The sequence below is a fragment of the Micromonospora sp. CA-244673 genome, from assembly GCF_050948395.1.
Lineage (GTDB): Bacteria > Actinomycetota > Actinomycetes > Mycobacteriales > Micromonosporaceae > Micromonospora.
Genome location: NZ_CP192019.1, coordinates 2,063,052 through 2,080,237, shown reverse-complemented (window position 1 = coordinate 2,080,237; position 17,186 = coordinate 2,063,052). Strand labels below are relative to the sequence as shown.

Here is a 17,186-nt window from a genome sequence, read left to right as displayed (position 1 = left end):
CACCGCCCGCCCCCGCCCCCGCGAAGTCGCCGACGAGGAGAGAGATGAACGTTCTGCTGTGGCACGTGCACGGCTCCTGGACGACGTCGTTCGTGCACGGGAGACACCGGTACCTGGTGCCGGTCACGCCCGACCGCGGCCCGTACGGGCGGGGCCGGGCGCGGACCTACGCCTGGCCGGGGAACGCCGTCGAGGTGACCCCGGAGGAGCTGGGGCGGGCCGAGGTCGACCTGGTGATCCTGCAACGGCCCGAGGAGCTGGAGCTGGCCGAACGGTGGCTGGGTCGCCGGCCCGGCCGGGACGTGCCGGCCGTCTACGTCGAGCACAACACCCCGAAGGGCGACGTGCCGGACACCCGCCACCCGATGGCCGACCGGGACGACCTGCTGCTCACCCACGTCACGCACTTCAACGAACTGTTCTGGGACAACGGCGGCACCCGCACCGCGGTCGTCGAGCACGGCATCGTGCCGCCCGCGGTGGAGTGGACCGGCGAGCTGGACCGCCTCGCCGTCGTCACCAACGAGCCGGTACGCCGCTGGCGGGTCACCGGCACCGACCTGATGCCGCGCTTCGCCGCGGTCGCGCCGCTGGACGTCTTCGGCATGGGCGTGACCGGGCTGCCCGACCGGCTGGGTCTGCCGGTGGACCGGCTGGCCACGCACGACGACCTGGCGCAGGACCGGATGCACGTCGAGGTGGCCCGGCGGCGGGCGTACCTGCACCTGTGCCGCTGGACGTCGCTCGGGCTGAGCCTCGTCGAAGCCATGGCCATGGGCATGCCGGTGGTCGCCCTGGCCACCACCGAGGCCGTGGACGCCGTGCCCCCGGACGCGGGGGTGCTCTCCACCCGCGTGGACACGCTCGTCGAGGCGGCCCGCTGGCTGGCCGAGGACCGCGACGCCGCGTACCGGCTGGGGGCGCGGGCACGCGAGGTGACGAAGGAACGCTTCGGGCTCGACCGGTTCCTCGCCGACTGGGACCTGATCATGGAGGAGGAGACATGCGCATCGCGATGATTTCGGAGCACGCCAGTCCGCTCGCCGCGCTCGGCGAGGAGGACGCCGGCGGCCAGAACACCCACGTGGCGGAACTCGCGGCCGCGCTTGTCGGCGAGGGGCACGACGTCCGCGTCTACACCCGCCGGGACTCGACCGCCCTGCCCGACGTGGTGTCCACCCCGGACGGTTACCGGGTGTGCCACGTGCCCGCCGGCCCGGCGCAGCGGGTGCCGAAGGACGAGCTGCTGCCGTACATGGGCGAGTTCGGCAGCTGGCTGGCCGACTCGTGGCGGCGCGGCGGCTGGATTCCGGACGTGGCGCACGCGCACTTCTGGATGAGCGGCCTGGCCACCGTGCACGCCGGCCGGCGGACCGGGGTCCCGACGGTGCTCACGTACCACGCGCTCGGCACGGTGAAGCGCCGGCACCAGGGCACGCGGGACACCAGTCCACCGGGGCGGATCGGCTACGAGCGGGCACTCGGCCGGGCCGTGGACCGGGTCGTCGTGCAGTGCGAGGACGAGGTCGCCGAGCTGGTCCGGATGGGTGTGCCCCGGTCCCGGATGGCGCTGGTGCCGTCCGGTGTCAACCAGGCCGTGTTCCGCCCCGACGGCCCGGTCGCCCCCCGCACCCCGGGCCGCCACCGCATCCTCACCGTCGGCCGGATGGTGGAGCGGAAGGGCTTCCTCGAGGTGGTCCGGGCGCTGCCCGCGGTGCCGGACGCCGAGTGCGTGGTGGTCGGCGGCCGGCCGGCCGAGCTGCTCCCCGCCGACGCGTTCGCCCGGCGGCTGTCCGCACTGGCCGAGTCGTGCGGCGTGGCCGACCGGGTGAAGCTGGTCGGCGCGGTGCCGCGCGAGGAGATGCCCTCCTGGTACCGCTCGGCCGACGTGCTGGTCGCCGCCCCCTGGTACGAGCCGTTCGGGCTCACCCCGCTGGAGGGGATGGCCTGCGGTGTGCCGGTGGTCGGCACCAACGTAGGCGGCATCGCGGACAGCGTCGTGGACGGGCTCACCGGCGACCTCGTGCCGCCGCGGGACCCCCGCGCGCTCGGCACCGCGCTGCGCCGGCTCCTCACCGACAAGGTCCGCCGCTTCACGTACGCCACGGCGGCGCTGGACCGGATCCGCAGCCGGTACTCCTGGAAGCGCTGCGCCGAACAGCTCGGCGCGGTCTACGCCGCGCTGGCCACGGTGTCCCGGCCGGCGCCGGCGGTGGCCTGATGACCCGTCAGGACACCCTCGACGCCCACCTCTCCGGGCTGGCCGCGGCGCTGCTGCCGTACCGGCGGGAGGCCGAGCGGCTGGCCGCCTGGGGCACCGAGCTGGCCTGGACGCTCGCCCGGGGCGGGCGGCTGCTGGTGGCCGGCAACGGCGGCAGCGCCGCCGAGGCCCAGCACCTCACCGCCGAACTCGTCGGCAAACTCCGCGACGACCGCGAACCCCTGTCCGCCATCGCCCTGCACGCCGAAACCTCCGCCCTCACCGCCATCGGCAACGACTACGGCTACGACGAGATCTTCGCCCGCCAGGTCCGCGCCCACGGCCGACCCGACGACATCCTCCTGCTCCTGTCCACCAGCGGCACCAGCACCAACCTCCTCACCGCCGCCCGCGCCGCACACGACACCGGCCTGCGCTGCTGGGCCTTCACCGGCCCCGCCCCCAACCCGCTCGCCGAGCAGTGCCACGACGTGCTCGCCGTGCCGTCCCCGGACAGCCAGGTCGTGCAGGAGCTGCACCTGGTCTCCACGCACCTGCTCTGCGAGTACGTGGACCAGGCGCTGCCGCTCATCCGGCAGCTGCCGACCGCCTCCGTCCCGGCGCCCCGGGCGGGGAATTCCGCGCGCTGGGCGCGGTCACCCGGCTCCACGGGCGGGGACCGGGACGGCAGCGGCGCCGCCGGACCGGACGGCCACCTGCTCGCCGGGGTCGCCGCCGGGCCGCACCCGGGCGGCGGCCGGGCGCTGGACGGCTACGGCCTGGACGGGTACGCCCGGGCCAGGGCGCGCCAGCACCGCCTCGACGGGCACGGCGCCAACGGTCACTCGGCCAACGGGCAGTCGGCCGACGGGCACGGGCCCGCCGGCACGGGACCGGTGCCGTCGTGACCCGCCCGCTGGTCGTGGTCGGCGACGCGCTGCTGGACCGGGACGTCACCGGCGTGGTCGGCCGGGTCGCCCCGGACGCGCCGGTGCCGGTGCTCGACGAACGGTCCGCCGCCGAGCGACCGGGCGGGGCCGGGCTGGCCGCGCTGCTCGCCGCCGCGCAGGAGACCGAGGTTGCCCTGGTGACCGGGCTGGCCGACGACGCCGGCGGGGCACGGCTGGCGGAACTGGTGACCGCGGCGGGCATCGAGCTCTATCCGATCCGTCTGCCCGGCGCCACCGCCGAGAAGATCCGGCTCCGGGCCGGCGGGCAGACCCTGCTCCGGCTGGACCGGGGTGGTGACCCCCAGCCGCCGGGCGAGCCGCCGGAGGCGGTGCTGGAGCTGCTGTCCCGGGCCCGGGCCGTCCTGGTGAGCGACTACGGTCGCGGGCTGCTCCGGCAGCCGACGCTGCGCGCGGCGCTGGCCGGCGCCACCGCTCCGGTGGTCTGGGACCCGCACCCGCGCGGCGCCGCCGCGGTGCCCGGGGCCCGGCTGGCCACCCCCAACCTGGCCGAGCTGCGGCAGCTCACCGGCGACGCCGGGACGGGCCCGGCGCTCTCCACCGCCACCCGGGCCGGTCAGGAGCTGCGCCGCCGGTGGCGGATCGGCGCGGTCGCGGTGACCACGGGGCCGGACGGGGCGGTGCTCTGCCACTCCGGCACCGCGCCGCTGGTCGTGCCGCCGCCGTCCACCGTGGCGCACGTGGAGGACACCTGCGGCGCCGGGGACCGGTTCGCCGCCACCGCCGCGCTGGCGCTGGCCGACGGCGCGTCGGTCGCCGAGGCGGTGCAGGCGGCGGTCGGTGCGGCGTCCGCGTACGTGGCCGCCGGCGGGGCGGCCGGCCTGCACCGGGCGCCGGAGCAGCCTTCACCACGGGCCGCCGGCGAGGAACTCGTCGCGAAGGTACGCGCCGACGGCGGCACCGTGGTCGCCACGGGCGGCTGCTTCGACATCCTGCACGCCGGTCACCTGGCCACCCTCCAGGCGGCCCGCCGCCTCGGCGACTGCCTGGTGGTCTGCCTCAACTCCGACCGCAGCGTCCGGGGGCTCAAGGGGCCCGAGCGCCCGGTCAACCCGGAGCAGGACCGGGCCCGGCTGCTGGCCGCCCTGGACTGCGTCGACGCGGTGGTGGTCTTCGACGAGCCCACCCCGCACCAGGTGCTGGCCCGGCTGCGCCCCGACGTCTGGGTCAAGGGCGGCGACTACGCCGGCGACGGCGCGCCCGAGCTGCCCGAGGCGGAGCTGGTACGCCGCTGGGGCGGGCGGGTCGTCACCGTGCCGTTCCTGGCCGGCCGCTCCACCACCGGCACCATCTCGGCCGCGCGCCAGCGCGGCCTCCACCTCGTCAAGGGAGCGGTATGAGCGAGCGTCAGCGAGCGAATGGTCAACGCGGTGCACTGGTGCCTCAGGGCGGCACGGAGCGAAGCGGAGTGCCGGCATGAGCAGGGGTTTGAATGGACGGGCCGTCCTCGTGACCGGCGGGTCGAGTGGCCTCGGCGCGGCGGTGGTGGCGGCCGTGGCCAAGGCCGGTGGCCGGCCGTACGTGCTGGACCGGCGAGCGCCGGCCGACGGGGTGCCGTGGGTCGAGTGCGATCTGGCCGACACGCGGGCCGCCGAGGCGGCCACCCGGCAGGTCGCGGAGCAGGCCGGCGGGCTCGACGGCGTGGTGACCGCCGCCGGCATGGACGTGCCGGGCCGGCTGGCCGACGTGGACGGCGCGACCTGGGACCGCATCGTGACGATCAACCTGCTCGGCACCGCCGCGGTGGTCCGGGCCGCGCTGCCGCACCTCGAGCGGGCGCACGGCACGGTGGTGACCGTGGCGTCCACGCTGGGCGTCAAGGCGGTCAGCGACGCGACCGCGTACTGCGCGGCGAAGTTCGGGGTGGTCGGCTTCACCCGGGCGCTCGCCGCCGAGCTGGCCGGCACGGTGGGCGTCACGCTGCTGATCCCGGGCGGGATGCGGACGGCGTTCTTCGACGACCGGGACGAGCGGTACAAGCCCGGCCCGGACGCCATCCTCAACGATCCGGCGGACACCGCCGAGGCGGTCCTGTTCGCCCTCGCCCAGCCGCCCGGCTGCGCCGTACGCGAGCTGGTGGTCTGCGCCGAGCAGGAGTCCTCGTACCCGTGATCCTCGTGCTGCGGGCGCTCGGCGTCGGCGACCTCGCGACCGGGGTGCCGGCGCTGCGCGCGTTGCGGGCCGCGTACCCGGGCAGCGAGCTGGCGTTGGTCGCGCCGCGCTGGCTGACCCCGCTGGTCGAGCTGGTCGGTGGCGTGGACCGGCAGGTCGTCGCGGACGGGCTGGGCCACCTCGGCTGGTCCGGCCCGCCGCCCGCCGTGGCGGTGAACCTGCACGGCCGGGGGCCGCAGTCGCACCGGATGCTGGCCGGGGTCGGGCCGCGGCGGCTGCTGGCCTTCGCCAACGCCGAGGCCGGGTGGCACGACGGTCCGCCGTGGCGGGCCGGGGAGCACGAGGTGGACCGGTGGTGCCGGATGCTGGGCTGGTACGGGATCCGCGCCGACCGCGCCGACCTGGCGCTGCGCCGCCCCGGGCCCGGCGGGCTGCCGACCGGCGTGACGATCGTGCACCCGGGCGCCAAGGCGGCGCAGCGGCGCTGGCCGCCGGAGCGCTTCGCGGCGGTGGCCCGGGAGCTGGCCGGACGGGGCCACCACGTGGTGGTCACCGGCAGCCCCGGCGAGCGGGACCTCGCCGCCGGCGTGGCCCGCCGGGCCGGATTGCCGGCCGACGCGGCGCTGGCCGGCGCGACCGACGTCGGCGAGCTGGCCGCGCTGGTCGCCCACGCCCGCCTGGTCCTCTGCGGGGACACCGGCACCGGTCACCTGGCCACCGCCTACGCCACCCCGTCGGTGCTGCTCTTCGGCCCGGTGCCGCCCGCGCAGTGGGGGCCGCCGCCGGACCGGCCGTGGCACGAGGCGCTCTGGGCCGGGCCGCGCCCGGCCGGGGACGGCGTGGCCGTGCACCCGGCGCTGGCCGAGCTGGACGTGCCGGCGGTGCTGGCGGCGGTCGACCGGGTGACCGCGGCCGCCCGGTCGCGGCCGGTGGCCGGGCGGCGGATCCCGGCGCAGGCGGCGGCCGACCCCTTCCTACCCGCCGGTAGCCTCCGGCCGTAGGCTGAGCCGGTGAGCGGGGAGTACACGCAGGAGTTCGTGGACGTCGACGGGGCGCGGATCGGCGTCCAGGTCTACCCGGAGCCGGACGGGCCACCCGGCGCGCCCGTCGTGGTGATCTGGCCCGCCATGGGCGTCCGCGCCCGTTACTACCGGCCGTTCGCCACCGCGCTGCGCGACGCCGGCCTGGCCGTCGTCGTGGCCGACCTGCGCGGCACCGGCGAGAGCACGCCGGCACCGGCCCGCACCTGCCGCTACGGCTACGCCGAGCTGGCCACCGACGTCGGCGCGGTGCTCGACGCGCTCAAGCCCCGGCTGGACGGCCGGACCCGGCTGCTGCTCGGACACTCGCTCGGCGGGCAGGTCGCGGTGCTGCACCAGGCGCTGCACGACGCCGACCGGGTGGACGGGCTGGCCCTCGTGGCGGTGGGCATCCCGTGGTGGCGCGGGTACCCGGGGCTGCGCGGCTGGGGTGTGCTGCCGTACACCCAGGGCATCGCGGCGGTCGCCCGGCTGCTCGGCGTCTGGCCCGGCTGGGGGTTCGGCGGCCGGCAGGCGCGCGGGGTGATCCGGGACTGGGCGCACACCGCGCGCACCGGGCGCTTCCCGGTGCTGGACGGGGTCGACGCCGAGGCGGCCGTCCGACGCGTCCGCACCCCGGTGCTCGCGGTCAGCGTCGACGACGACCAGTACACGCCGCACGAGACGATGGACCACCTCTGCGGCAAGCTCGCCGCCGCCCCGGTGACCCGGCACCGCTACACGGCCGCCGAGGCGGGCGGCCCGCTGGACCACTTCACCTGGGTACGCGCCGCGGCCCCACTGGCCGCCCGGATCGCCGCGTTCGCCACGTCGCTGCCCCGCTGACCCACGACGCCGCCGGCCGGTCGGACGCCCCGTGGCCGGAAGACGGGTGCGTAGCCGCGCGAAAGGTGGGTAAGCCGCACCGCCCGAACACGGCGGAGGGGGATCAGATGTCCGAACGGCACACCGCGTTGCGCTCGATGCACGACCTGGGCCTGGCGGCCTGGTTCGGTGGCTCACTGATGGGCGCGCTGGGCGTCAACGGCGCGGCGGCAAAGATCGACGACTCGACCAAGCGGCTGCCGGTCGCCTCGGCCGGCTGGGCCCGGTGGACCCCGGTGAACGCGGCGGCCATCGGGGCGCACCTGGCCGGCGCGGTCGGCGAACTCGTCACGGAGAGCCCACGCGTGGCGGCCCAGTCCGGCGTGGGGAGGATGAGCACGGTGAAGACCGCGCTGACCATCGGCGCCCTGGCGGTGACCGGTTACAGCCGGCTGCTCGGCATGCGGCTGCAGAAGGCGGGCGGGCCACCCGTCGAGGGGGCCACCGAGCCGAATTACCAGACGCCGGCGAACGTCGCCAGCTCGCAGCGGCAGATGAAGCTGCTCCAGTGGGCCATCCCGGCGATGACCGGCGCCCTCGTGGTGGTGTCGGCGTACATGGGTGAGCAGCAGAAGCCCGGACAGGTGTTCCGCGGCCTGATCAACCGGGCCGGCGGCCTGGCGATGGCGCCGAAGAGCATCGGCAAGGTCGCCGGGATGGCCGCGACCAAACGACCGATGGCCATGGCCGGCAGGTGATCCACAGGTGACCGACGCCCGGGGGGACCGCCCCGGGCGTCGACCCACGGGTCAGGAACCGGTGCCGTCCTCCTCACCCGGCCGGCCCAGGGCCGACGGCTCGTTCTCCGGCACGGGCGGTTCGGCCACGGGGTGCCCGGTGTCGTCCACCAGGCCCGGGGCCATGCTGCCGCCGTGCGCCTCCTCGGCCTCCCGGGTCGCCCGGGGATCCCGGCCGTCCCTGGTCAGGCCGCCGGGCTCGTCCCGTCGCTCGTCCACGCGTCCCCCTCGCTGTCGGTCCTCGGCACCGCTCGCTGTCGGTCCCCGGCACCGCCGGTACCCGGGACGTACCGGCGGAAACCTCAGGCGGGGGTGGTGGCGGGCGTGACGCCGAGCAGCCCGGCCAGCCGGGCGGCGTCGCGCTGGGCCTGGTCGCCGCAGCAGTTGTTCAGCAGCACGTGCAGCTCGGCGCACTGGTCGGCGAGTTCGCGCAGCAGCACGGACCAGTGCCGCAGCTCCTCCTCGCCGTAGGCGTAGCGGAACTTCTCCTGCTTGTCGCCGCTCTCCCAGGCGCTGCTGTGCCCGTGGAACCGGGCCACGGCCAGGTCGGCGGTGGCGACGAGGATCGGCGGCACCGAGGAGGCGTGGCCCTGGGGCATGTCCACGCAGACGTAGCCGAGCCCGTGCTCCCGCAGGAAGGTCACGGTGTCGACCACGGCGTCCTCGGTGAACCAGGAGGAGTGCCGCAGCTCGACGGTCACCGGCCAGGGCCGGCACCGCCGTGCCACGGACAGGATCCGCCGCCGGGCCGCGTCGCCGCGGGCCAGCCAGGGCGGGAACTGCAGCAGCACGGCGCCGAGCCGCTCGGCCGCCGCGAGCGGCGCCAGCGCCGCGTGGAACCGGTCCCACAGCGCGTCGTACGCCCCGGCGGACAGGTCGCGCCAGCGGATCCGGCTCGGGCCGCCGGCCGGCCGCAGGTCCCGGGGCAGCGCGTCGACCGGGGTGTGGTGGCCGGTGAAGAGGCGGAACGCCTTGACGTCGAAGGTGAAGCCCGGCGGGGTGGCGGCCGCCCAGCCCGCGGTGGTCTCCGGCGCCGGGATCGCGTAGTAGGAGGTGTCCACCTCGACCAGACCGAACCGCTCCGCGTACCAGCCGAGCCGGCCGGCCGGGGTGTTGACCGCACGCGGATACCAGCCCGAACGGACCAGCATCTGGTCGGCCCAGGAGGACGTGCCCACCTTGATGACACCCATGTAATTCAGTGCACCGCGATCCGGACGAAACGGCAACCCGGGACGTCCGGTGTGGAGCCGGGAGAGTGTCGGTGGTGGGTCGTACGGTGACCCGGTCCTCAAGCGAAAGGCGGGCGGCATGAGCGTCTCCGACCAGGTCCTCACCGGCGAGCGGGCTGATCTGCTCGCCGCCCTCCAGCTACGCCGCGGGTTCCTCCGGCAGACCATGGCGGGGCTCGACGACGAGCAGGCCGCGCGGCGCAGCACGGCCAGCGAGCTCTGCCTCGGCGGCCTGCTCAAGCACGTGACCCTCACCGAGCACCGGTGGATGCGGTTCGCCGTGGGCGGCGCCGAGGCGATGCAGAGCGAGCCGGTCGACTGGGCCGGCCAGTTCCGGATGCTCCCGGGCGAGACGCTGGCCGGGCTGCTCGCCGAGTTCGACCGGGTGGCCGCCGAGACGGACGCCCTGGTCACCACGCTCGACCTCGACGCCGCGCACCCGCTGCCGAGCGCACCCTGGTTCGAGCCGGGTGCGACCTGGACGGTCCGCCGGGTGCTGCTGCACCTCATCGCCGAGACCGGGCAGCACGCGGGGCACGCCGACATCCTCCGGGAGTCGATCGACGGGGCGAAGACCATGGGTTGACCGACGCGCGGTGACCGACATCACCCGCCCGAACCGGGCCGGGGGCGGGTTCCGGTGTGACGCCACGACCGGTGGCGGCGCTGAGGGACACGAGATGAACGGACACCGCATGGACCAGGAAACCGTCGAGCGCCTGCTCGTCGGTCCCGTCGCCGAGGCACCGGACGGTCCGCAGGTGCTCGTGCGGTTCCTCGCCGCCGTCCGCGCCGCTCCCCGCCCGCACGAGCTCAACGGTGAGGGGGCGGCTCTCCAGGCGTTCCGCGTGGCGCAAGCCGGCGGCACGCCCCCGGTGCCGGTGTCCCGCCCCCCACGACGGTTCCACCTCGGACGGCTCGGCGCCAGGCTCGCCCTGGCCGCCGTGCTCGCCACCGCCGGCGGCGGGGTGGCCCTGGCCGCCGCCACCGGCAACCTGACGGGTCCGCTGCCCGGCGGCGGGGGCGCGAGCCGCACGCCCTCACCGGGCGCCGGCCACGACGGGCGGGCCACGCCGACCGCCGGCCCGAGCCACCCGGCCACCCCGACCACCCCGGGCGCCGCGCCGACCGGGAGCCCGGGCACCCCGTCCGGGCTGGCCGGGCTCTGCACCGCCTACCGGGCGAAGAAGAACGCGGACCGGGGTCATGCCCTGGAGGCCCCGCCCTTCGCCGCCCTGATCGCGGCGGCCGGCGGTCGGGACAGGGTGGCCGGCTACTGCGACGCGCTGCTGGACGGGAACGGCAAGCCGACCGGATCCGGCACCAACCCGGCTACGCCGCAGCCGAGCGAAGATCCGACGCAGGGCACCAGCACCGGGCCCACCGCCCGCGTCACCGGCCCACCGGAGGCCACGCCCAGCGGCCCGACGGCCGGTCTCACGACGACCACCCACCCCGGCAACCGGCCGGAGCAGAAGCCCAAGTCGGTCCGCCCCTCCCGGCTCTGACCGGGCGCGCGGCGGGTCGGGCGGACGGCACCGCCCGCGCCGGGCTCGGTCCGGTGAACGGCGTCGGACCGGCTGGTAGCGTGCCCCGGTGACTCCGCGGCGTCGCCGACTGGCGATCCCCTTCCGCCTGGCCGTCGTGCTCGGCGTGGTGGCCGGCATCGTGCTCACCGCGCTCGGCCCGGCCACGGTGACCGGCCTGCTGCCGTACTTCACCATCCAGAGCAACGTGGCGGTCGGCGTCTTCGCCGGGTACGCCGCCTGGCGGGCCTGGCAGGGCCGCCCGGAGCCGCCGAGCGCGCTCAAGGGCGCCGTGACCCTCTACATCACCATCACCGGCACCGTCTATCACCTGGTGCTCGCCAACCCGGCCAGCCCGTTCGCGATGGTCCAGCCGCACCGCGGGCCGGGCGAGTGGTGGGGCAACCAGTTCCTGCACACCGTGGTGCCGCTGCTGGCGATCGCCGACTGGGCGCTGTTCGACCGGCGCGGCCGGCTGCGCCCCCGGTACGCGGCCTGGTGGCTGGCGTTCCCGGTCGCGTACCTCGGTTTCGCCCTGGTGCGGGGGCTCGTCGTGCACCGCTACCCGTACCCGTTCCTCGACGTCCAGCAACTCGGCTACGGCGGCGTGGGGTTCAGCGCGCTCTTCTTCGCCGTCGCGTTCTGGCTGCTCGGGCTGGTCTTCATCGGCGTGGACCGAGGGCTGGCCGGGCGGGTCCGCGCCGCGCCGGCGGAGCCGGCGCCGGCCGCCGCGCCCGAGGAGAGCACGGCGCGCTGAGCGGCGGCGCCGCCCGGCCGCCGGTCACCCGTCGCCACGCCGCTGACCGGCCGCGCCGCCGACCCGGATCCGCGGGCCGGTGGTGCGGTCGCGGCCGTAGGCGTCGGCCCGCCCCCAGCGGCCCGGCACGTCCAGCAGCTCGATGCGCCCGTAGCCGTCCGGGACGTACGGGTTCACCAGGAGGTTCTCCCCGCACGGGCGCAGCCCGAGCATGGTGCCGAGCAGCATCAGCAGGCCGCCGGAGGCCCACGACTGGGGCCGGCCGGCCACCGGCAGCTGGACCGGGTACTTGGTGAGGTCCCGCGGGTAGCCGGCGATCACCTCCGGCACCGAGCCGCCGAGGGTCTCCACCACGGCGAACATGCCGGCCGCGACCTGGGCCGCCTCGGCGTCGTACCCGTAGCGGCGCAGGCCCGCCGCGACGAGCGCGTTGTCCGACGGCCAGACCGCGCCGAGGTGGGCGCCGACCGGGTTGTACGGCCGCTGCCCGGTGGCGTAGGTGCGCACCCCCCAGCCGGAGAAGAGCTCGGGGCCGCACAGGTGCGCGGCCAGCGCGTCGGCCCGCGCCGGCTCGACGATGCCGCTCCAGAGCAGGTGCCCGATGTGGGAGGTCAGCGCGTCCACCGGCTTCCCGTCGGGGGTGAGCGCGAGCGCGTAGTAGCCCCGGTGCGGCAGCCAGAAGTCCCGGTTGAACCGCTCGCGCAGGCGCGCGGCCCCGGCCTCCAACCGGTCGGCGTAGTCGGGATCGCCCCAGAACTCGCGGGCCAGCCGGGCGCCCCGGACCTTCGCGTCGTACGCGTACCCCTGCAGCTCGCAGGTCGCCCGCGGGAACGGCGGCGCGACGGCGTGCCGGTCGACGATGGCCTCCGGCGAGTTGCGCCAGGTCTGGTTGGCCACCCCGTTGACCGTGTTGCGCGGCTGGTACCGCAGGTAGCCGTCACCGCACAGGTCGCCGTACTCGTCGAGCCAGTCCAGCGCCATCCGGGCCGGGTGCCGCAGTTGCCGGACCAGGTCGGCGTCGCCGGACCAGCGCTCGTACTCGTCGAGCAGGATCACGAACAGCGGGGTGGTGTCGGCCGCGCCGTAGTAGAACGCGGTGGGCTGCTCACCGAAGGCGGCCGACTCGCCGTACCGCAGCTCGGAGAGGATCTTCCCGGGCTCCTCGTCGTGGAAGTCGTCGAGCTGCCCGCCCTGGAGGAGGGCCAGCAGGCGCAGCGTCGCCGGCGTCAGCTCCGGGGTGAACGGCAGCGTCTCCAGGCAGGTGACGAGGGCGTCCCGGCCGTACAGTGCCATGGCCCAGGGCAGCCCGCCCACCGGCACCCGTTGGGTGTACGACAGCGGCGTGTACCGCAGCGAGGCCAGGTCGGTCAGCGCCTGCTGGTACGCCATCGTCAGCGCTTCCCGCTCCGCGAGGAGCTGTGGCGCGTGGTCGAACCAGCGGGCCAGGTCCTCACGCATGTCGTGGTGGATGAGGTGGCGGTGGGCCTCGAGGCTGGACCTCAGGTCGCGCCCGCCGGCACCGTGAATGATCATGCCGACGTGCAGGTCGGTGTGCCAGGTCCCGTTCGGGCCGACGCGGATCCGGAAGGTCATGCCCCGCTCGTCGACCTCCACCGGGGCGGTGCTGGAGACGATGGTCTCCCGGGTGAACCGGTCCCGTTGGTGGCAGATCCGCAGCTGCCGGTGCGCCGTGTCGGCCACGACCAGCGGCCGGCGCGGCCCGGGCCGGAGGATCTCCGAGGTGTCGGCGAAGTCGCTGCCGATCTCCATCCGCACGGTGAAATCGGCGGCCTCGGCGGAGTGGTTGAGCACGGTGAGCCGCTCGTTGAAGCTCTCGTCGATGGACCGGTGCCGGAGCACCGAGACGTCGGCGTCGACGTAGTGGCTGGCGGCGCCGGGGACCAGCACGAACCGGGTCTCGAAGTATTCCAGCTCGTCCCGGGACAGGGCGTTGAGCCGCTCCCCGTCGATGGTGAGCACCCAGGTGGACAGGAAGCGGGTGTCGAATGAGAACAGGCCGATCGGTGCGAACGGCTCGACCTCCATGTCGCCGTGCGCGTCGCTGAGCGCGAACACATTGCCGGCGAGGACGCCCACCAGCTCCTTCATCGCGTCCCCACCCCGGCGCAGCCCAGCTCGCGGGGGTGCCGGGCGTCGGCCGGGCCCGGAAACAGCCGCCGCAGCGACAGCAGCAGCCGCAGGTCGCCCTGCGCGGTGAGGTCGTTGCGCAGCAGCGCCGCGGCCGCGTTCAGCCGGCCGTCGGCCATCCGGTCGAACACCTCCCGGTCGGCGCGGACCACCAGGTCGGCGTCGTCCGACACGCGGGTCACCCATACCTCCTGGTGGTCGATCGTCAGGTACCAGTGTTCGGTCCGGGCCCCGTCCCTCAGGTCCAGCCGGATCGTGCCGCCGGTGTTCTCCGGCAGGTCGGGGTGCCGGCCGGCGACCTGCCGGGTCAGGTACTCCGCCGCCGAGGCGCTCATGGGTCCCTCCCGTCGTTCACGGTCCGGTCGCCCGGCCGCTCCGCCCGCCCCCGGAGGGTCCCCGCCGGTCGGGTGAGTCCAACTCACCCGGTGCGGGTGAGCCGGGTGGCGCCCCGGGCCGGTGCTTCGGGGTGGTGCGCCGGGGCGGAAGTCGGGTACTGCGGAGGAATGGGGATGACCGGGGACGCCACGACCGACCGGGTGCTCGCCGCGCTGCTGGCCATGCAGCGCCAGTCCTGGGAGCAGGGCGTGACCGGGCACGCCCTGCTCGACCTCGGGCTCGGCGAGCTGGCCGTGCCTGCTCGGGCACGCCGCGCTGCGCCGTGCCCGGGCGGCGGTCAGCCCCGCTGGATGAGCCCGCGCACGTACGCGGCCTGGCCGACGTGCTGGAGGTCGTCGTCCAGCACGCTCAGAAGCCGCACCCCGAGGGTGACGGGCGGGTCCCAGTTCTCGTCGACCACCCGGTCCAGGTCGGCCGGGCGCAGCCCGCCCAGGTACGCCAGGGTCCGGTCCACCACCGCCCGGTGGTAGTCCAGCAGCACCCCGCCGTCCTCCGGCCGCACCCGGGCGACCTGTTCGGGGCCGTACCCGTATCCGGTGTCGTCCGGGTCGGCGGTCAGCCCGAAGCGCCCCGCCCACTCGCCGCCGACCCAGAGCTGCTCCTCCCCCATCACCTCGCTCACCTGGTGGTCCTGGATCCGGGTGAGGTGCCAGACCAGCCAGCTCACCGGGTTCGCCCCGGCGGCCGGGGCCTGCCGCAGCTGTTCCGGGCTCAGCCCGTCGAGCGCCCCCGCCACCAGGTCGGGCAGGCGGCCGTACGCCTCGGTCAGCAGGTCGTTCACGTCCACGGGTCCCACACTCCTCCGCCGTCGGTGCCACCGGGGGCTGTACCGCCCAGGCCGGGCGGCAAACCCACCCCCTTAGGGTTGATCGCGTGGTCGCGGCGCTGGAGCTGTATCTCGACATCGACGCCACCCGGCGGATCCGGGTGCTCTGGGACGCGTTGGAGGCCGAGGGCGTGCAGAGCATGAGGTCGCTGCTGGAGCAGCGGCACCGGCCGCACGTCTCGCTGGCCGTCGCACCGCGTCTCGACCCGCACCGGGTCGCGGAGGCGCTCGACGGGATGGTGGTGGCCGCTCCGCTGCGGCTGGAGTTCCAGCACGCCGGGCAGTTCGTCGGGCGGGTGCTCTGGCTCGGGCCGGCCCCCACGCCGGAGCTGCTGGCCCACCACGGCGCGGTGCACGAGCGCCTGGCCCGGGCCGGCATCGGCCTGGTGGAGCACTACCAGCCGGGCCGTTGGGTGCCCCACTGCACGCTGTCCATGCGGGTGCCGAACACGCTGATGGCCGCGGCGGTGCGCCGCTGCCTGGAGGTGCTGCCGGTGACCGCCACGGTGGTCGGCGCCGCCGTCACCGACCACGCCCGGGGCATCTCCCACCCGCTCGCCTGAACTCCCGCACCGCGCAGCGGGTCAGCGCGGGCCGAAGTCGACCAGGAAGGTCGGGTAGTCGGGCTGCGGACAGGGGTCGCCGTGGTGGCCGAGCCGCTCGTAGAAGGGCGCCGCCCGCTCCCGGTGCGCCTGCCACTCCAGGTGGCGGGCCCGCCCGGCCGCCCACTCCGACACCGCCGCCAGCAGCCCGCGGCCCACGCCGCTCCGGCGCCGGTCCGGACGTACGTGCAGGTCGTGCAGGCGGACCGTGCGGTGCGCGTCCCCGGAGCGCAGGTGCGGCCCGTGGTCCTGGGCGGCGGCGTACCCGATCAGCCCGCCGTCGTCGACGGCGCCGAGCAGCGCCCACCGCGGGTCGGCGAGCAGCAGCAGGAACCGCTCCCGGTGGACCTCGGCGGGCTCGTCGCCGACACCCATGTCGCGCAGCATCGGCCACAGCCGCGGCCAGTCGGGTCCGGTCAGCTCCCGCACGGTGATCTTCACGCCGTCCAGGATGCCGCCGGGACCGGGTTTTGCGCCATCTGCCGCCGCCGATGGCGATGCCGCCGGACCGACGCAAGCTGGTAAAAGAGCAGGTCAAGGCCGTCCTGGCCACCCGAGGACGTGCGGCCGGAGCGCTCCCGAGCACGCCTCAAGGAGGCATCCCATGGCCGCACCCGTCATCCGTTCCGTCACCGCCGATCCGACCGTCCTGCTGCCCGGCCAGTCCACCACCGTCCGCGTGGACGCCTACCATCCCGACTCGCGGCTGCTGACCCTCTCCGGCCGGGTCAGCGACCCGACCGGCGCCGCCTGGGACAGCCCCGTCCGGGTGGATCTCAGCGTGCCGCTGACCATCCAGCTCGGCAGCACCTCGCCCGGCGTCACCGTCACGCCGAACCCCACCGACCCGACCCGCTTCACGGTGACCGTGCTGGCCGGCCGGGGCACGGTCACCCTGACCGCCACGGCCCGGGACGCCATGGGTCGGACCGGCACGGCCGCCACCACCCTGACCGTGCCGCTGCTGGTCGGGATGAGCGCGGAGAAGGGAGCGCGCACCCAGCGGGCGGTGGCCGAGTATCCCGGCATCCGCTACATGCGCGACTTCGGCACGGACGGCGGGGACACGGACGCCCTGCCGGAGCTGCCCCCGCTGAACGCCGGCAAGTTCGTCGACGCGCCGTCGGCCGTCATGCACGTCTCGTGGAAGGACGACGTCGAGCAGTTGACCGGCTGGCTGGACGGGCTGAGCCGGCCGATCTACCTGACCTGGTACCACGAGCCGATGGGCGACGTGGCGCCGGCGACGTACCGGACCACCGCCACCCGGGTGGCGCAGATCGTCGCCGCACACCGGAACCGGCGCTGGGTCCTCGGGCACGGACCGATCGTCACCCGCTACTGGCTGGACGAGGGGCGTGGCAGCCCGACCGACTGGGGCTACCCCGGCATGACCCACTACGGCGTGGACTGCTACTCGCGGGACACCGCGACGTACTGGCCGGTGGCGCGGATGTTCGGGGTGGCGTTCGGCAAGGTGCGCGCCGCGTACCCGGGGATCCGGCTGCTCGTGCCCGAGTACGGGCTGAGCCGGACCACGGCCGACACCACCGGCGCGGGCCGCGCGCAGGCGATCCGGGACCACGTGACCTGGCTGCGGCAGCAGAACGACGTGGACGCGGTCGCCTACTGGAACAACTGGGCCGAGTTCGAGCTGGGCGACCCCCCGCTGGAGTCGACGGCCTGGCGGAACCTCCAGCTCGTCTGACGCCGCCGCCCGGCCCGGTGGGTCCCCGCCGGGCCGCGGTGCGGCGACGGCCGAGAGGTGCCCAAGGGGC

At 75.7% G+C, this 17,186-nt stretch carries 17 protein-coding genes and 2 pseudogenes; 13 read left to right on the top strand and 6 right to left on the bottom strand.

Annotated features, from left to right (window positions below):
- Positions 1-44: 44 nt before the first annotated feature.
- From ACQP12_RS09825 to ACQP12_RS09790, 8 genes and pseudogenes are all read left to right on the top strand, one after another.
- Positions 45-1,019 (top strand): glycosyltransferase, encoded by a 975-nt coding sequence (locus ACQP12_RS09825; protein WP_433286822.1) that lies wholly within the window; start codon positions 45-47, stop codon positions 1,017-1,019.
- Positions 1,004-2,221: a glycosyltransferase gene (locus ACQP12_RS09820; RefSeq protein ID WP_433286820.1), complete on the top strand. Its 1,218-nt coding sequence runs from the start codon at positions 1,004-1,006 to the stop codon at positions 2,219-2,221. The genes ACQP12_RS09825 and ACQP12_RS09820 overlap by 16 nt, the downstream gene beginning before the upstream one ends.
- Positions 2,221-2,791, top strand: a pseudogene (locus tag ACQP12_RS09815) (D-sedoheptulose-7-phosphate isomerase); the annotation flags it as partial. The gene ACQP12_RS09820 and the pseudogene ACQP12_RS09815, both read left to right, overlap by 1 nt.
- A gap of 313 nt (positions 2,792-3,104) precedes the next feature.
- Positions 3,105-4,508, top strand: a complete 1,404-nt coding sequence (rfaE2, locus tag ACQP12_RS09810; protein ID WP_433286818.1) for a D-glycero-beta-D-manno-heptose 1-phosphate adenylyltransferase — start codon at positions 3,105-3,107, stop codon at positions 4,506-4,508.
- 76 nt (positions 4,509-4,584) lie between these two features.
- Entirely contained in the window at positions 4,585-5,280 is a 696-nt protein-coding gene (locus ACQP12_RS09805; protein ID WP_433286816.1) for an SDR family oxidoreductase, read from the top strand.
- Positions 5,277-6,203 (top strand): annotated as a pseudogene (locus tag ACQP12_RS09800) (glycosyltransferase family 9 protein); the annotation flags it as partial. The gene ACQP12_RS09805 and the pseudogene ACQP12_RS09800, both read left to right, overlap by 4 nt.
- A gap of 87 nt (positions 6,204-6,290) precedes the next feature.
- Positions 6,291-7,145: an alpha/beta hydrolase family protein gene (locus tag ACQP12_RS09795; protein WP_433286814.1), complete on the top strand. Its 855-nt coding sequence runs from the start codon at positions 6,291-6,293 to the stop codon at positions 7,143-7,145.
- Positions 7,146-7,252: 107 nt separating this feature from the next.
- On the top strand, positions 7,253-7,882 hold the full coding sequence (locus ACQP12_RS09790) for a hypothetical protein (protein ID WP_357942794.1): 630 nt from the start codon (positions 7,253-7,255) through the stop codon (positions 7,880-7,882).
- 51 nt (positions 7,883-7,933) lie between these two features.
- Here the strand turns inward: ACQP12_RS09790 and ACQP12_RS09785 are convergent, their stop codons facing one another.
- Together ACQP12_RS09785 and ACQP12_RS09780 are read right to left on the bottom strand one after the other, a co-directional pair.
- On the bottom strand, positions 7,934-8,140 hold the full coding sequence (locus ACQP12_RS09785; RefSeq protein WP_357942792.1) for a GTPase activator: 207 nt from the start codon (positions 8,138-8,140) through the stop codon (positions 7,934-7,936).
- A gap of 83 nt (positions 8,141-8,223) precedes the next feature.
- Positions 8,224-9,114 carry a DUF72 domain-containing protein gene (locus tag ACQP12_RS09780; RefSeq protein ID WP_433286811.1) on the bottom strand — a complete coding sequence of 297 codons (891 nt, stop codon included), beginning with the start codon at positions 9,112-9,114 and terminating at the stop codon, positions 8,224-8,226.
- 118 nt (positions 9,115-9,232) lie between these two features.
- Between ACQP12_RS09780 and ACQP12_RS09775 the strand changes: the two genes are divergently transcribed.
- From ACQP12_RS09775 to ACQP12_RS09765, 3 genes are all read left to right on the top strand, one after another.
- The gene (locus ACQP12_RS09775; RefSeq protein WP_433286809.1) at positions 9,233-9,739 is read left to right on the top strand and encodes a DinB family protein; all 507 of its coding nucleotides are present in this window, start codon (positions 9,233-9,235) and stop codon (positions 9,737-9,739) included.
- Between the two features lie 109 nt (positions 9,740-9,848).
- Positions 9,849-10,661, top strand: coding sequence for a hypothetical protein (locus ACQP12_RS09770; protein ID WP_433286807.1), 813 nt, complete (start codon positions 9,849-9,851; stop codon positions 10,659-10,661).
- An 88-nt stretch (positions 10,662-10,749) separates the two neighbouring features.
- Positions 10,750-11,436, top strand: coding sequence for a Pr6Pr family membrane protein (locus ACQP12_RS09765; RefSeq protein ID WP_433286805.1), 687 nt, complete (start codon positions 10,750-10,752; stop codon positions 11,434-11,436).
- 24 nt (positions 11,437-11,460) lie between these two features.
- On the opposite strand, the gene ACQP12_RS09760 is transcribed toward ACQP12_RS09765, so the two are convergent.
- The 3 genes from ACQP12_RS09760 to ACQP12_RS09750 all read right to left on the bottom strand — a co-directional run bounded on the left by ACQP12_RS09760 (position 11,461) and on the right by ACQP12_RS09750 (position 14,767).
- Positions 11,461-13,545: an amylo-alpha-1,6-glucosidase gene (locus ACQP12_RS09760; protein WP_433286803.1), complete on the bottom strand. Its 2,085-nt coding sequence runs from the start codon at positions 13,543-13,545 to the stop codon at positions 11,461-11,463.
- Entirely contained in the window at positions 13,542-13,919 is a 378-nt protein-coding gene (locus tag ACQP12_RS09755) for an SCP2 sterol-binding domain-containing protein (RefSeq protein WP_433286801.1), read from the bottom strand. Before ACQP12_RS09755 ends, ACQP12_RS09760 begins: the two co-directional genes overlap by 4 nt.
- A 338-nt stretch (positions 13,920-14,257) precedes the next feature.
- The gene (locus ACQP12_RS09750; RefSeq protein WP_433286799.1) at positions 14,258-14,767 is read right to left on the bottom strand and encodes a mycothiol transferase; all 510 of its coding nucleotides are present in this window, start codon (positions 14,765-14,767) and stop codon (positions 14,258-14,260) included.
- 86 nt (positions 14,768-14,853) lie between these two features.
- On the opposite strand from ACQP12_RS09750, the gene ACQP12_RS09745 reads away from it, so the two are divergent.
- A complete protein-coding gene (locus tag ACQP12_RS09745) occupies positions 14,854-15,369 on the top strand; it encodes a 2'-5' RNA ligase family protein (protein ID WP_357942774.1) in 516 nt (171 codons plus the stop codon).
- Between the two features lie 21 nt (positions 15,370-15,390).
- Here the strand turns inward: ACQP12_RS09745 and ACQP12_RS09740 are convergent, their stop codons facing one another.
- Entirely contained in the window at positions 15,391-15,849 is a 459-nt protein-coding gene (locus tag ACQP12_RS09740) for an N-acetyltransferase family protein (RefSeq protein WP_433286797.1), read from the bottom strand.
- A 163-nt stretch (positions 15,850-16,012) separates the two neighbouring features.
- Between ACQP12_RS09740 and ACQP12_RS09735 the strand changes: the two genes are divergently transcribed.
- Complete coding sequence (locus tag ACQP12_RS09735) at positions 16,013-17,116, top strand: hypothetical protein (protein WP_357942770.1); 1,104 nt, start codon at positions 16,013-16,015, stop codon at positions 17,114-17,116.
- Positions 17,117-17,186 lie beyond the last annotated feature (70 nt).